The 14,683-nt window shown below is 69.2% G+C and carries 8 protein-coding genes, 1 tRNA gene and 1 pseudogene; 7 read left to right on the forward strand and 3 right to left on the reverse strand.

Annotated elements, in window-relative coordinates:
• Window positions 1–242: 242 nt before the first annotated feature.
• Window positions 243–3,383 carry a serine/threonine-protein kinase gene (locus ENSA5_RS26825; RefSeq protein WP_106394538.1) on the reverse strand — a complete coding sequence of 1,047 codons (3,141 nt, stop codon included), beginning with the start codon at window positions 3,381–3,383 and terminating at the stop codon, window positions 243–245.
• 15 nt (window positions 3,384–3,398) lie between these two features.
• Window positions 3,399–3,482, reverse strand: a pseudogene (locus ENSA5_RS39845) (zinc-ribbon domain-containing protein); the annotation flags it as partial.
• 384 nt (window positions 3,483–3,866) lie between these two features.
• Here ENSA5_RS39845 and ENSA5_RS26830 point away from each other — a divergent pair.
• Together ENSA5_RS26830 and ENSA5_RS26835 are read left to right on the forward strand one after the other, a co-directional pair.
• A tRNA-Gln gene (locus ENSA5_RS26830) sits at window positions 3,867–3,938 on the forward strand.
• A gap of 13 nt (window positions 3,939–3,951) precedes the next feature.
• Window positions 3,952–4,899: a ribose-phosphate pyrophosphokinase gene (locus tag ENSA5_RS26835; protein WP_106394539.1), complete on the forward strand. Its 948-nt coding sequence runs from the start codon at window positions 3,952–3,954 to the stop codon at window positions 4,897–4,899.
• 162 nt (window positions 4,900–5,061) lie between these two features.
• On the opposite strand, the gene ENSA5_RS26840 is transcribed toward ENSA5_RS26835, so the two are convergent.
• Window positions 5,062–7,248 carry a C1 family peptidase gene (locus ENSA5_RS26840; RefSeq protein ID WP_106394540.1) on the reverse strand — a complete coding sequence of 729 codons (2,187 nt, stop codon included), beginning with the start codon at window positions 7,246–7,248 and terminating at the stop codon, window positions 5,062–5,064.
• A 143-nt stretch (window positions 7,249–7,391) separates the two neighbouring features.
• Between ENSA5_RS26840 and ENSA5_RS26845 the strand changes: the two genes are divergently transcribed.
• From ENSA5_RS26845 to ENSA5_RS26865, 5 genes are all read left to right on the forward strand, one after another.
• A complete protein-coding gene (locus tag ENSA5_RS26845; RefSeq protein WP_106394541.1) occupies window positions 7,392–7,913 on the forward strand; it encodes an MYXO-CTERM sorting domain-containing protein in 522 nt (173 codons plus the stop codon).
• A gap of 97 nt (window positions 7,914–8,010) precedes the next feature.
• Window positions 8,011–11,052, forward strand: coding sequence for an HTTM domain-containing protein (locus ENSA5_RS38325; RefSeq protein ID WP_181198181.1), 3,042 nt, complete (start codon window positions 8,011–8,013; stop codon window positions 11,050–11,052).
• A 67-nt stretch (window positions 11,053–11,119) separates the two neighbouring features.
• Complete coding sequence (locus ENSA5_RS36430; protein WP_146156161.1) at window positions 11,120–13,075, forward strand: HTTM domain-containing protein; 1,956 nt, start codon at window positions 11,120–11,122, stop codon at window positions 13,073–13,075.
• 9 nt (window positions 13,076–13,084) lie between these two features.
• A complete protein-coding gene (locus tag ENSA5_RS26860; RefSeq protein WP_106394542.1) occupies window positions 13,085–13,624 on the forward strand; it encodes a hypothetical protein in 540 nt (179 codons plus the stop codon).
• On the forward strand, window positions 13,621–14,604 hold the full coding sequence (locus ENSA5_RS26865) for an HTTM domain-containing protein (RefSeq protein WP_106394543.1): 984 nt from the start codon (window positions 13,621–13,623) through the stop codon (window positions 14,602–14,604). The genes ENSA5_RS26860 and ENSA5_RS26865 overlap by 4 nt, the downstream gene beginning before the upstream one ends.
• The last annotated feature ends 79 nt before the right edge of the window (window positions 14,605–14,683 follow it).

Below are 14,683 nucleotides of genomic sequence, written 5' to 3' on the forward strand. Positions count from 1 at the left end.
CGTCTCTTCGAGGGTTGGCGGCGCGGACACTAGCAGCCCCACGCGCAATTCTCCACGTCCTCGGCCCGCTGCGTGGAGGTGCGCCGCGCCCCACCAAGGACGTTCCTGCGAGCTTGGCCGCGTTCCCAGGGCCGCGCTCAGAGCCGCCCCACCCGCCGTGTCCTGGCTCATGCGCACGGCTGAAACCCGCCCTGAACCCCGAAGACGACGACCGCTCGTCGCAAGCGTTTGCGGAGTGACGACTAGCCCGACAGCTCGTCCAAGCCCTCGTGGGCCCGCTTGATGCCGCGCTCCCACTCGAGCAGCTCGGCGAGGCGCAGGGCTTCGTCGAGGCAGCGCCGAGCTTCGTCGGGCCGGCCGGCGGCGTCGCGCAAGCTGGCGCGGAGCAGGAGGAACTCGGTGCTGGTTCGGCGGTCGCCGAGCTTGCGCGCGAGCTCCAGCCCGCGGCCCGTGTGTTGCTCCGCGAGCACCGACTGGTTGAGCTGGCGCAGGAGCCGGCCGAGGACCTCGTGGGTCCGCATGAGGCCGAGCTCCTCGTTGCGCCGCTCGGCCTGAAACAGCGCGTGCTCGGCCCAGACCCTGGCCTCGCGCAGGTTGCCGGTCCGCTCGTGAAGGTCGGCGGCGGTCAGCAGGTAGCGCCACATCGAGACCTCGACCAGCGCGCGCGGGCCATCGCCGAGGGTGCACATGTCGAGGCCTTCGTTGAGCTCCTCGAGCCCGCGCTCGACCGCGCCTGCGTTGGCGTGCGCGCGGGCGAGGTCGGAGTAGAGCTCGAGCAGGGCCGGTCGACGACCCTGGGCGATCAGGGGCCCGAGCGCGCGCTGGTAGGCGTTGATCGCCCCGATCCAGTCACGCTTGCGAACCAGGCACTGGCCGAGGGCGCGGTGCATCTCGGACTCGAGCTCGGCGGCCTGACCGGTGCCGATGACCTTGCGCAGGGTGTCGATCGCCTCGTCGACGCGATCCGTGAAGCAGAAGGGATCGACGAGCTCGGCGATCAGGTGGGCTTCGTGCTGGAGGCGATCGTCGTCGCCGAGGCGTCGACAAGCCTTGAGCGCGGTCCGGAGCAGGCGCACGGCCTTGGGGTCGTCGAAGGCCGCGATCGCGGCCACGGCGGCCTCGCGCAGGGCCTCGATCAGCTCGACGACCTGGACCCGGCCGCTCGTGTCTCGCACGCGGTTGGGCTGCGCCCGGAGCAGGTGCAGGGCCCGGACCGTGGGCGACTGCTGCGCGCTCTCGCTGCGGATCGCGGCCTCACGATGGAGGTGGCGCCCGCGCTCGCGCTCGATCGACTTGCCGACGAACTCGCGGATCCGTCGGCTGCGAAACGCCCAGGTGTGCTCGCCGATCGGGCGCAACAACCCAGCTTGCTCGAGCGCGATCAGGTGGTGGTCGAGCTCGCCGGGCTGGCCCGCCGGATCGCTGGCTCGGAGGGCGTCGATGTCGTCGAAGTCGGCGCGCTCGCCGAGGACCGACAGGAGCTCGAGGACCTGGCGCTCGGACCCCGCGAGCCCGGCCAGCCAGGTCTTGATCGCGGTGTCGAAGTCGATCGCCTCGGCCTCCGCGGGGAGGCTGCGCAGGGCGAGCTCGAGCTCGAAGGGGGTCATCGGGGCGTGGCTGGCGAGCCGCGCGGGCACGGGCGAGTCGTCGTGGGCGAGCTCCTCGGCCCAGGCGTGGATCTCGGCGGCGTCGAGGCGCGGGAGCCCGACGACGGGGCTGCGCAGCCAGTCCCGCTGCTCCTCGGAGGTCGCGACGAGGACCAAGATCGCCTGGCTCGAGCTCGCGCGAAGCAGCTGCTGGAGCACCCGGCGCGAGGGCCCGTCCCAGCGGTCGACGTCGTCGAGCACCAACAGCAGCGGCTGCCCGCTGGTCTCGGTCAGGGCCTGGACCGCGGAGGTGAAGCACTCTCGACGTCGAACCGCGTACTCGATCGCGTTGGAGCCGATGCCGGTGTTGACGCCGACGCCGAACAGCTCCTGGAGCCCGGGCAGGGCCTCGTAGGACAGGCCAATGAGGTTGGCCGCGCGGTTGATCTCGCCCGGCGAGGCGACGCCGTAGTCGATGCCGAGCAGCTCGGCCACGGCCACGCGGATCGGCCACAGCGCCGTCATCGCCCCGGTGGGCTCGCAGCCAGTCGAGACCACGCGCCAGCCATGCTGCTCGGCGCGGTCGGCGAGCTCGTCGAGCAAGCGCGACTTTCCGCAGCCGCTCCCGCCCGCGATGATCTGGGCGTGAAGTCCGACCGTGGGCTGCTCGAGCTGGCGCTCGCCCGCGGCGATCAGGGCGCTCGCGGCCTCGCCGGCGAGGCGCGAGGGCAGCGCTCGCAGGAGGACCTCGGCGGTCGCCTCGCCCGTGGCCTGACGCAGCGCGCGAGTCGAGCGGCGCTCGACCCGACGGACCGGCGGGAGGACCTGCTGATCCGGCGCCGCGCTGCCGCAGGCGGGGCAGAAGTGGTCGGTTGCTCGCATCTGCGCGCCGCAGCTGGCGCAGTGGATCTGAGTTTGGGTGCCGCTCCGCGCGGCCTCGACCAGGGCCTCACGAAACTCGGCGGCGTCGGCGAAGCGGGCGTCACGCTCTTTGGACAGCGCGCGCAGGCAGACCGCCTCGAGCGGATCGGGGCTCTGGCCCACGACCTCGCTCGGCGGCTTGGGCTGCTCGTGGATGTGGCGGTGGAGGATCTCGACGGCGACCTCGGACTCGAAGGGCGGGCGGCCAGTCAACATCTGGTAGAGGATCACGCCGACGGCGTAGAGATCGGAGCGCTGGTCGAGCTTGAGCCCGCAGGCTTGCTCGGGCGACATGTACTCCGGCGTCCCGCAGACGACCCCCTGGCTGGTCAGGCCGGGGCGCGCGCGGGCGTTGGGCGCGTCGTCCATGAGCTTGGCGATGCCGAAGTCGAGGACCTTGAGCAGCTCGCCGTGGGTCCGCAGCGACTGGACCAGGATGTTCTCGGGCTTGAGGTCGCGGTGGAGGATCCCGAGCCCGTGGGCCTCGGCCAGCGCGGCGAGGATCTGGAGGGTCAAGTCGGCGATCCGCGCGCGCGAGAGCGGGTACTCGTCGAAGATGATCTGCTCGAGTGAGCGACCCTCGATGAACTCCATCACCAGGTAGGTGATGCCCTCGGGGGTCCGGCCGTAGTCGACGACCGAGACCACGTTGGGGTGGTTGAGGCTCGCGCAGTTGTGGGCTTCGTTGGCGAAGCGCGCCTGGGAGTCGGGGTCGTTGGTCAGCTGCGGGCTGAGGATCTTGACCGCGAAGGGTTTGTGCAGCGTGGTCTGCTCGGCGCGGTAAACGCGGCCCATCGCGCCGGACCCGAGCAGCTGGTCGATCCGGTACCTGTCCTCGATCACCACCCCGATATAAGGATCGCCCTCGAGAGCCATCACCGCCGAGATATCCGCTCCACACGACGGGCAGAAGCGGTGTTCGTCGAGAACTCGCGCTTCGCACTGGGGACAGACCTTATGTGCTAGTTCGTGCACAGAGGACCCACATCGACGATCATCAAGGTACCGCAGGGGTGTAGCAGGGGAAACTAGTGCACGGCCGAATTCCGCGAGTTGCGGCCTCGAGCGCAGCCGCGGGGGCGGTTTGAGCGCCGTGCGTTGTAGCTCGGAATGGGTCTGGGGGATAGGCCTGAACCAAGCCGAGGGCTGGGCAGGGTCGAGCAGCTGGCCGGACGTTGAGCATGGATCACGTGAGCCTGATCTACAGATGAACGAGGGTTAATTGGCGAGTGAGCTCCAGGCGCGCCGGGACCGGGCTAAGTGCCCAGATTTGCAAGGGATTTCGCGGCTCGCGCAGGATTGACAGCAGACACGGGCCCTCCTATAACCGCGCGCGATTGGCGGTCGTCAGGCCGCCGTTGGGGCGTCGGCAAGTGGCAAGCCATCGGTTTTTGGTACCGACATTCGTAGGTTCGAATCCTACCGCCCCAGTCCGAGAACCGCCATGAACCGACTCATTTCCATTTTTGGCGGCAACGCGAGCCCGGCTCTCACTGAAGAGATTTGCAAGTACGTTGGGGTGCCGCAGGGCACCGCTCGCGTGTCTCGCTTCTCGGATGGCGAGATCTTCGTCGAGATCGGCGAGAACGTTCGGGGCGTGAACTGCTTCATCGTTCAGTCCACGTGCTCGCCACCCAACGACAACCTGATGGAGATGTTGATCATGATCGACGCGCTCAAACGCGCGAGCGCGGGCGCGATCGTGGCCATCATCCCCTACTTCGGCTACGCCCGGCAGGATCGCAAGGTCAAGCCGCGCACGCCGATCACGGCCAAGCTCGTCGCGGATCTGCTCACGGCGGCGGGCGCGACCCGGGTGCTCTCTGTCGATCTTCATGCGGGCCAGATCCAAGGCTTCTTCGATATCCCCTTTGACCACCTCTATGCCACGCCAATTTTGCGTGAGGCGTTCCAGCGTGAGGGACTCGTCGGTGACGGCACGGTGGTGGTCTCGCCAGACGCGGGCGGCACCGAGCGCGCGCGCGCCTACTCGAAGTTCCTCCACTGCCCGCTGGCGATCATCGACAAGCGCCGCGACGCCCCCGGCGTGTCCCAGGTCCACCACCTGATCGGCGACGTCGAGGGTCGGCGCGCGATCTTGATCGACGACATGATCGACACCGCCGGGACCTTGTGCAACGCGGCCAAGGCGGTCATGGAGCACGGCGCCTCCGAGGTCTTCGCGGGTGCGACCCACGGCGTGCTCTCTGGCCCCGCGATCGAGCGCATCAACGAGTCGGTCCTCAGCCGCGTGTGGGTCAGCAACACGATCCCGCAGCACGACAAGGTCAGCCGCTGCGCCAAGCTCGAGGTCCTGAGCACCGCCAACCTCGTCGGCGAAGCGATCAAGCGCATCCACCACGGCGACTCGATCTCCAGCCTGTTCGACTGAGCGTGCTTTCAAAGCCCCCGCGGCCGCGGTGCACGTCGCCACGCGCTGGGGCTGCGCGGCAGGTCGGTGGGCGCTCATGAGCTTCGCGGTGGGATGCGCGGCCCCCCAGAGGGGGGCTCGTCTGTTTGGCGCGGGACAGGCCTGGTCGGCCGCGGGGGAGAACTACTCCCACGAGCTGCAGATCTTGCCCTTGTCCTTGGCGAGCCAGGCGATGGTGTCGTTGGCCGCGTTGATCCAGCTCTGCGGCGCGCCGAGCTCCCCGTAGACGACGACCTCGAACAGCTGCGTCGCGTAGCCGCACTCGCCGAGCCCGACGTAGGCCGAGCCCGCCCAGTAGTAGACGTAGGGGATCCAGTCGTGGGTCCAGTGGGCGTCGGCGAACTCGGCGAAGTAGAGCAGGGCGTCCCAGTAGTTGCCGAGCTCGTGCTCGGCGACGCCCATGAAGTACAGCGCGTAGGGGATGTTCTTGTCGTCGGGGTAGAGGCTCTTGAACGCGACGAACTGGGCCTTGGCCGCGGCGTAGTCACCGGCCACGAACAGGTCGTAGGCGGCGTCCCACAGCTCGTCCTGATCCTTGGGCGAGGGCCCGCCGCCGGCCGAGTCGGATCCGTCGGGCAGCAGCCGGAGCTCGAACACGTCGATCTCGCTCGCCTCGTAGGCCTTGGCCGCGATCTCGAGGTCCTGGGTCTTCCAGTGGTTCCAGCTCGTGCTCTTGCCGCTGGTCGACTTGGCCCACACCCGCAGCTTCTTGGCCTGGAGCATGAACGGCGAGTGGGTCGGGTCGTCGAGGTTCAACGACGCGCCGCTGGCGAGGGCGTAGCTGGCGGTCTTGCTCGAGCCGAGCGCGCCCGGCAGCCAGGTCCACTTGCCGTCGCGCTGGGTGTACCACTGGACCTGAACCTCGACGTTCTGGCCGCTGTCGTTGGTGACCCGGAGGTTGCGCTCGCTGAAGCTCTGGATGACCGGGCTGTTGTTGTTGTTGCTGTTGTTCTGGGCGTTGCCGTCTTCTTTGACCATCGCCCAGGCCGCGTAGGCGCCGACGCTGTTCGAGTCGTAGTCGATCCACATGTAGCCGTCTTCGCCCCAGTTGGTCCCCCAGCTGTTGCGAAGCAGCCACGCGTTGCGGCTGTCGTCCCAGCCGACGAGGGTGACCGCGTGGTTGATCGTGGCGTTGGACTTCTCGTCGAAGGTCCCGCTGCTGTAGGCGATGAAGTTCGAGGTCGCGGCCACGGCCGCCGTGACCGCCCCGTACTTGCACATCGCGGCCTTGATGTCGGCGACCTTGGGCTGGATCGCGACCGGGTCGACCCAGCCCCAGGCCTCGACCTCGTAGGCCGTCTTGCCCCCGACGCTGCAGCTTTGGCTGCTGGCCTTGTAGGGCACCTTGCTCTCGGTCTGGAGGCCGTCCTTGCCGGCCCCGAGCCACTCGTAGACCGGGGCGTACCAGCCCCCCGAGCAGGTCCCGCCGCCCGAGCAGCTCAGCGCGTGTTGCTCGGCGAGGTCGGACTTGGCCCCGTTGATGATCGCGTTGCTGGTCTCGAGGGTCGAGGTGGCCGCGAAGGCCCAGCAGCTGCCGCAGGCGCCCTGGTTGCGGATCGGCGTGAGGCTGTCGGCCCACGAGAAGGCGTCGGCGCTCGGCGAGCAGATCTCGGCGAAATTGTCGCCGAGCCCCGCGCCGCCCGAGCCGCCCGCGCTACCCGAGGACCCGACCGGGGCCCCGAGCCCGCCCGGGAGCCCGCCCTTGCCCGCGCGCGCGATCTTGCGAGGCTTGGCCGCCGCGCGTCCGATGTTGCGGACCATGAGGTTGCGACCCGCGAGCTGGGCTCGCGCGATCTTGTTTTGCTTGGCCGCGTTGGCCAGGGGCTTGCTCGGCAGCGAGAGCCCGGCGAGCTCCCCGATCGCGCGGTCCATCGGCGCCGTGTAGCCGACCTCGAACTTGTACTTGCGGCTCGAGTTGGTCTTGCGCAGCTTCTCGAGGCTCTTTTTGACCTTGCGCTTGGCCGTGGACTCGCGCGAGGTGTAGCGGGCCGCCCGGGCCTTGACCTCCTGGCTGCGCGCGCGCGGGATCGTGGGCTTGGGTCGGGCGCGCGTGGTCTTGCGGGTCGGCGCGCGCTTGTACTTGGTCTTGGTCACGACCGGCGCCTTGCCGACCTTGGGCGTGGCGCGCTTGATCGTCTTGGTCGAGTTGGTCTTGCTCGAGGTGGGCGCGCGCGCGGGGGCCCGGGCTTTTTCCGACTTGCTCGCGTTGGTGGTCGAGCCGGCGCGGGCGGGGGCGCGACTGGGAGGGGCAAACAACAGGCCCATGCACAGGGCCGTGAGGGCGGCGGGCGAGGTCCAGGACATGGGCATGGGGGATGCTACCTGGTCGCTCCGACGGCGAGTGCAAGGAATTTGTTCGAAATCTGCCGAATTGGGCGAGGATGGGCGGGGTCGAGCAAAGTGGAGACGGGCGCCCGGCTGCGGTAGCGTGGGGCGATCACGAGCGCGCAGTGATGATGCCCAACAACAAGACCTCCCTCGCCACCTCGCTGTTCGTGCCGCTGCTCGGGGCGTGCCTCACCTTCGGACTGGCCAGCGCCGCCGCTGCGGCGCCGCCCAGCCTCGGGGGTGGCGGCGCGGGCCCAGAAGAAGAGGCGTGCGCGGGCCGGGCTGTCGGTGACGCGTGCACGCTGCCCAACCAGCAGCTCGGAACCTGTGAGCAGGGCACCTGCAACCGCCTCGACTACTCCGGCGGCTCGCCACCCAAGGCCGTCGAAGAGCCCTGCGTGGTCTGCACCTCAGGTGGTCAGGACGGCCCGCCCGGCTCCGGTGACGCAGGTGACGCAGGTGACGCAGGTGACGCAGGCGCGCCCGAGCAGACCGACGGTGACGGTGGCGTGAGCTCGGGCGCCAAGGAGCCGCCGCAGTCGTCGAGCCGCTGCGTCGTCGTCGATGACGCGGGCGACCCGGCCGGGCTCGCGATGCTCGCGCTGTTCGGGCTGGCGATCCGGCGTCGCCGCGCCCGTCGGCCGTGAGTCCACGCTCACGCGTGGCACGCGATACCCAGCACTTCTTGCGCCTAGGGGGCCGAAGCGCGCGTGATAAGTACCGCCTGCGCGACCCGAGAATTCCATGCTCCCACTCCTGGCCAAGGCCGAGTATCCCACCGCTCCGCTCGATCTGCAGATCCAAGTCGGATGGCTGGTTCTGCTGTGTTTGACGCTGATGATGGTGTGGGCGTGGACGCGCTCGGAGGCGCTGCGCCGCGCGCTGTTCGCCCGCGAAGATCCGCGCATGTGGGCGCTGTTCCGGATCGGCCTCGGCCTGATCACGATCCAGAACTTCTGGAACCTCAACATGCACTGGCGGATGCTGTGGACGGACGAGGGTCTGTTCACCGCGAGCGAGACCCGCAGCCGCCTCGCTCGCACGGCGCTGTCGGGCTGGACCGAGGTCGACGGCTTCCTCGACGGCTGGGCGGTGCTCAAGTTCTTCTGGGGCAAGTACTCGCTGCTGTTCATCGACAGCGACCCGGTCTTCGTGCGGGTCTACCTGGCGATCCTTTTAATCGCCCTGGTCCTGTTCACGATCGGCTTTCGCACCCGGATCACCGCGGTGCTCGCGATGCTGCTGATCAACAGCCTCTACAACCGCAACGCGGTGTTCCTCGAGGGCCACGACACCGTGTTTCGGTGCACGTGGTTTTTGGTCCTGTTCGCCCGGACCGACGCGGCGTGGAGCGTCGACAACTGGTTGCGACGCAGGCGCGAGCGGTGGCTGGCCAGCGCGATCGGCGACGGCACCAAGGTCGCCGCGGTGCCCTTCGACTGGCGCCACTTCTTCGACCGCGCGGGCCACTGGCTGTGGGGCGGGCTGTGGGCCTGGCTGTTTTGCGTCAAGGTCGAGTTCAACCCGCAGACCGTCTACATGGTCGTGATCGGCGGGATCTCGGTCTGCGCGATCGTCGGGCTCGTCGAGCGTGAGCGTCGCCGCGCCGCGGCCGGGCAGGGCAAGCTCACGCTCGAGCTCTCGCGCTTCCAGCTGGTCGCGGCCTGGCCCCGCTACCTCTACGTCGCCCAGCTGGTCTGCATCTACTCGGCCACGGGCCTGTACAAGACCGGCAGCGTGTGGAAGCGCGGCGACGCGCTCTACTACGCGCTCAACATGGATCATTTTTATCGCTTCGAGGTCGTGACCCAGTGGGTCAGCGTGTACCTGGCGACGAACATGTTCCGGCTCATGACCTGGGTCACGCTGTACTGGGAGAAGCTCTTCGCGCTCGTCGTGATCGGGCTGATCCTGCGCTGGCGTCACCTCCACCGCGACACCGACTGGTATCGGGCGATGGAGGCAAAGCGGTGGCGAGTCTGGCTCGGGCGCGCCGCGCTGCTCGGCGCCTACGCGGTCGTGTATCGGACGATCACGCTCGCCTACCCGTGGTGCCTCGCGCTGCAAAAGGACAAGTCGCCGACCCCCGCCGGGCCGGGGCTGGCCAACCTCAACCTCTTCTTTGCGGTCGTCATCCCGGTCCTCGTCGTCGCGTGGTTCGTGCTCGGGCGCTGGCCGATCCCGATCGGGAGGCTGCTCGCGCGGGTGTCTCGCGGGCGCTTTGCGAGCGCGAAGATCGACCAGGAGTTCGTGCGCAGCTGGGTGTTCGGCCGGCGGATCTGGCTCGGCCTCGGCTGTGTGTTCCACGGCATCCTGCTCGTGACCATGAACATCGGCATGTTCCCGGTGATCATGATGTGGATGTACGTGGTCTTCTTCGAGGCCAAGCCCTTCCTGATCGCGGGTCGCTGGCTCAAAGACAAGCTGCGCCAGCGCAAGTTCACGAGCCTGTTCGCGCCGAAGCTGCTCGACCGCGCCCTGAGCGAAGAGCCCGGCGTGCTCGAGACCACCGCGCAGTCGCTGCGCCGGGATCCGACCGGGCCGTGGTGGCTCGACCCCTGGCGCCTGGTCATGGGGCCGATCGAGCTCCTGCGCACGCGCAAGCGCGACGCGCTGGTCACCACGGTCGAGCGCGGCCGTGATCGCGGCGGGCGGATCCCAGACGCGCTCGTGCTCGGCCTCGGCCTCGCCGCGGTCGGGCTCGTGGTCCTGCGCGGGCTCGAAGCCAAGACCGACGACCCGGGCGAGGGCGCGACCAAGGCCGAGTTCGTCGCCGACGTGCGCGACCGCGACGGCGACCGTGACCAACAGCGGGCCGAGGTCGAGGCTCGCAAGGCCCGGATCGAGCGCCTCGGCGACGCCGGACACTGGTGGGTCTACGCCGGCCTGGCGATCGCCGCCGCCTCGCACTTTCGCCGCCGGCCGGCCTTCGATCGCCTGCCCGACGGCGCCGAGCCCGAGCCGACCGAAGCCGCGACGACCGAAGCCGCGACGACCGAGCCCGAGGCGACCAAGCCCGAGGCGGCCACGCCCGCCGTGACCCTGGCCGAGCCCCAGCTCATCGGCGGCACGCTCATGCGCACGATCGTGTTCGGCTTCATGCTCTATCACTGCGGCGCCGTCGGCACGACCTTCATCCCGCGCTTCTCGGTCACCCAGGCCTGGCGCAGCGAGGCCCGCAAGGTGTTCGGCGACTGGGTCCGCGGCACCAACCAGAGCCAGAGCTGGAAGATGTTCGCGCCCAACCCCCCGCGCGGCAACGGCTTCATGCGCACGGTCGTCATCGACGACGACGGCAAGCCCTACCAGGTCGGCAAGGACCACTACTCCGAGCGGCCCTACGTGTTTTGGTACAACGACCGCGAGCGCAAGATGCATCGCCGGATGATCGGCAAGAGCAAGTGGTACCTGCGCTATTGGGGCCAATATCACTGCCGCGACTGGGCTCTGAACAACGACGGGCACATGCCCAAGGAGGTCCGGGTCTTCAAGCTCAGGACCCCGATCCCCAAGCCCGACGACCTCGCCGCGGCTGGGGTCGCGTCGGACCCGCGCGAGCGCAAGCTGCGAACCGAGCTGATCGAGACCCACCGCTGCGACGAGCGCGTCGTGACCCCGATCATGAAGCAACGCCGGGGCTGGTCGCTGACCGAAGAAGATCAGCAGTGGTTCGAGGACGAGCTCGAGCGCATGCACCGCGACGCCGAGGGCACGCGGGCCAACTGGGCCAAGCGCGAGGACTTTGGCGGGGTTCCCCGCGAGCAGCGAAACGAGGCGGTCAAGTGACAGGTGCCGGGGGGGGCGGGGCGCAGCCCCGAGTCATGGGGACGATGGAGACAGTCTGGAGGAACGCATGAGTCCGCTGCTGTTGGCGCTAGCCAAGAAAAAAGAGGTCGATGTCTCGGCGCACATCGACATCGCCACGACCTACCTGTGGGTCGCGCTGGCCCTGCTGATCGCCTTCTTCGTGCTTCGGCCCGAGCTCTGGCGGCGGCTGTGGTTTCGGCGCATCGACGCGCGCGGGCCCGCGCTCGCGCGCATCGCCCTGGGCATCACCTTGATCTGGACCTTCCTCGACCTGCTCGTGTTGCAGGGCGAGTGGCTGTTCACCGACCAGGGCCTGCTGCTCACCGACATGGCGCGCAAGAACTACGGCGGCAAGCTGCGCACGCTGTGGGACCCGGAGCATGGCTTCGAGCACTGGTGGGACGTGCTGCTGGTGCTCACGGACCGCTGGTCGATCCTGTTCATCCGCAGCGATCCGCCCTTCGTCTACGCGATGTTCGGGCTGCTGTTCATGTTCGGCCTGATGATGACCGTCGGGCTGTTCACGCGGGTCTCGACGGTCATGAGCTGGCTGCTGATGCTGCAGCTCTACAACTACAACCCGATCTACTACACCGGCGGCGACACGGTGATGCGGGTGATGTTGTTCCTGGCCATGTTCGTCGACTGGGGCCAGGCCTACTCCGTCGACGCGTGGCGACGCCGACGTCGGGCGATCCTCGCTGGCGCGACCCAGGTCCCGGCGCTCCAGCGGATCCCCGCGTGGCCCGTCCACCTCTTGATGATCCAGCTCGCGTGCATCTACTGCGCCACGGGTCTGCTCAAGAGCGGCAACACCTGGGCCAACGGGACCGCGCTCTACTACGCCCTCAACCTCGATCACTTCTACCGGGTCCCGGCGTTCACGCTCTACGCCTGGGCCGACCAGCTCTACATCACGCGGGTGATGACGGTCGTGACCCACTGGTGGGAGGCGCTGTTTCCGCTGGTGTTCGTCGGGGAGATCCTGCGCGCCGTCGACAAGGACCAGGCCGCCAACACCTGGATCGGGCCGGTCCCGCGCTGGACCTTCTATTCGCTCGGTCTCGTCGCCTCGATCCTCGTGGTCTGGGCCGCGCCGACCTGGGCGCGGACCTTCCCGCTGTTCGTGCTCGCGGCGATGATCTACGTCGACCGCCGCTGGCTCCGCGAGCCCGACAAGTCGGGCGCGGGCGCGGTCGCGTGGTCGATTCGCGTGCTCAGCTGGCTGTGCCTGATCGGCTTTTTGGTCGTCGGGGCGGTGTTCGCCGATCTCGGCGTGCTCTACTACTTCAAGCCGCCGAAGAACGCGCCCGCTTGGGTCCAAAACAAGGACCTCCTGCGCAACCTGGCCTCGGCCGCGACCCTGGCGATCCCGCTGCTGCTGACCACGGTGATCCTGATCTTGCGCACCTGGGCGCCGCGCGCCTACCGGATCGTGCGTGACTGGCTCCTGGGCAAGCGCTTTTGGGTCACGATGGGCCTGTTCATGCACATCGGGATCGACCTGACCATGAACGTCGGGACCTTCGTCCAGGTCATGATCTCGGTCTACCCGCTGTGGCTCGGGGGCGAGGACGTCGACGCGATGTGGCGCTTCTTGCTGCGGCGCCCGGCCAAGCCCGGCGAGGGGACCCGGCCTGCGCTGCCCGAAGCCAAGCTGCGCCGGGTCGGTCGGCGGCTGATCGCGCCGCTCGAGCGCGTGCGCCACCGGGTGCCGCGCGCGCCCTGGGTCGTCATCCACGGGCCGGCCGAGGCCGCGGTCCGGCGGGTGGCGTTGCTGCGTTGCTGGGATCTCGGCGAGCGCCTCGAGTTCGAGCTCGACCCCGAGCGCACGAGCGAGGTCCTGCGCCTGCGCTCGCCCGACGGCCAGACCACCTTCGAGGCTGCGCGCGCCGGTCGCGAGCTGATCTCGCTGTTCCCGGGCCTGTGGTGGCTGTGGCCGATCGGCATGTTCCCCGGCGTCGGTCGGCTCGCAGCCATGATCTTGCGCCAGCGAGTGTAGAGTCGGTCGATGACGGCGTGGCGCCCGAGGGTCATCGACGTCGTCGCGTTGCTCGGGTTCGCGCTCGCGTGGCTGGTGCCGATGGCGTGGGTCGCCTACCTCGGCGAGGCGCCCGTCGACTGGCCGATCAACACGCGCGACGCCTACGCGGTCTCCTGCCTGTTCGGGCGCGGCAACGAGCGCGTGAGCATGTTCTACGTCCAGGTCCGCCACGCCGGGCAGCCCGGCTGGCACGACCTGCCCGAGCACGAGTACTTCGGGCTCGAGCCCTTCGGCCACCGGACCCGCTTCGACCGCTTCATGAGCCGCTTTGGCTATCGTGAGGGGGCCGGGGTCGCCCGCCGCGAGCTCGGCCTGTGGCTCGCGGCCGCCCACGCCGAGCGCCACCCCGAGCAGCCGCCGATCCTCGCCCTGCGCTTCGTGTGGGCCGACCGGAGGATCTCGGCCGACGATCCGCCCCAGGGGCGCTGGCGCAAGCCGCCGCGGGCCGAGGCCGGGCCGATCCACCGGCTGGGTGAGGTCGTGCTGATCGAGGAGGGCGCCCCGTGACGGCGCCCGAGCCCGAGCTCGAGACGGCGCCCGAGCCCGAGCCCGAGCCCGGGCGCGTGGACGCGGCCCTGCGCTGGGCCCTGGGTCCGGTGCCCGCGATCCGACTCGAGAGCTTCCGCTGGGCGCTGAGCCTGGCGCTGCTCGTCTATACCCTCGCCTGGGCCCTCGACGCGCGCGAGTGGCTGACCCCGGCCGGCTACCACATGAGCGGCGCGGCCTCCTACGGCCTCCAGCTCCCGGTCCCGCTCCTCGGCCCGCGCACGGTCATCTTGTTCCTGGTCGTCTACGTCGGCGCGATGGTCGGGATCTTGCTCGACCTGCGTCCGCGCTTGTGCTCCTTCGTGGTCTTCGCCGGGCTGCTCTACGTGACGACCGCCGACCGCCTCGCGGCGTTCTCGATGAACAAGCTGGCCCTCGTCGCGTGGTTGATCCTGCTCCTCGCCCCGTGGCCGTCCGCGGCCGAGCAGCGCGGCGGCGAGGGCGGCGAGGGCGAGGACGCGCTCGCCGAGCTGCGCTCGGCCTGGCCGCTGCGGATCCTCCAGGCCAGCTTGCTGATCCAGTACGTCGGGGCGGGGATCTGCAAGCTCCGGGGCGACTGGCTCAGCGGCGCCCCGGTCCTGTGGCTGCAAGTTCAGGGCATCTACATGACGCCGCTGTCGGCGTGGATGGTGCGCGAGCTCCCGGTCTGGGCGTGGGCTGGCTTGCAGCACGGGGCGCTGGCCTTCGAACTCCTGGCGCCGCTGCTGTTTTGTGTCGCTCGCCTCCGGCCGGTCGCGTTCGCCTGGGGCCTCGCCATGCACCTCGCGATCGGCCTGATGATGTACCGGGTCGGCTTCTTTTCGTTTTTCGTGGTCACCTACTACCTGCTCTTCGTCGACGAGCGGGTGCTGCGAACGTTGCTTCGTCGGGTCACGCCCGAGGTCTCGCGGCGAGCGGGCGTCGCTGGTCGTGACCAGATCGACCGAACAGCCGGGGGTTGACGGCAATTTCCGCCGCGGCTGCGAGGAATGGTTGCCGCTCACGCGGCGCCTCGGTACCCTGGTCAGACAGGGTAAAGGA

Origin of the sequence: Enhygromyxa salina, from assembly GCF_002994615.1 — a bacterium.
GTDB lineage: Bacteria > Myxococcota_A > Polyangia > Nannocystales > Nannocystaceae > Plesiocystis > Plesiocystis salina_A.

Bases quoted from the DNA above. Each gene is read 5' to 3' on its own strand.
- ENSA5_RS26825 (WP_106394538.1), bottom strand. From the start codon at position 3,383: ATGGCTCTCGAGGGCGATCCTTATATCGGGGTGGTGATCGAGGACAGG.
- ENSA5_RS26835 (WP_106394539.1), top strand. From the start codon at position 3,952: ATGAACCGACTCATTTCCATTTTTGGCGGCAACGCGAGCCCGGCTCTC.
- ENSA5_RS26840 (WP_106394540.1), bottom strand. From the start codon at position 7,248: ATGCCCATGTCCTGGACCTCGCCCGCCGCCCTCACGGCCCTGTGCATG.
- ENSA5_RS26845 (WP_106394541.1), top strand. From the start codon at position 7,392: ATGATGCCCAACAACAAGACCTCCCTCGCCACCTCGCTGTTCGTGCCG.
- ENSA5_RS38325 (WP_181198181.1), top strand. From the start codon at position 8,011: ATGCTCCCACTCCTGGCCAAGGCCGAGTATCCCACCGCTCCGCTCGAT.
- ENSA5_RS36430 (WP_146156161.1), top strand. From the start codon at position 11,120: ATGAGTCCGCTGCTGTTGGCGCTAGCCAAGAAAAAAGAGGTCGATGTC.
- ENSA5_RS26860 (WP_106394542.1), top strand. From the start codon at position 13,085: ATGACGGCGTGGCGCCCGAGGGTCATCGACGTCGTCGCGTTGCTCGGG.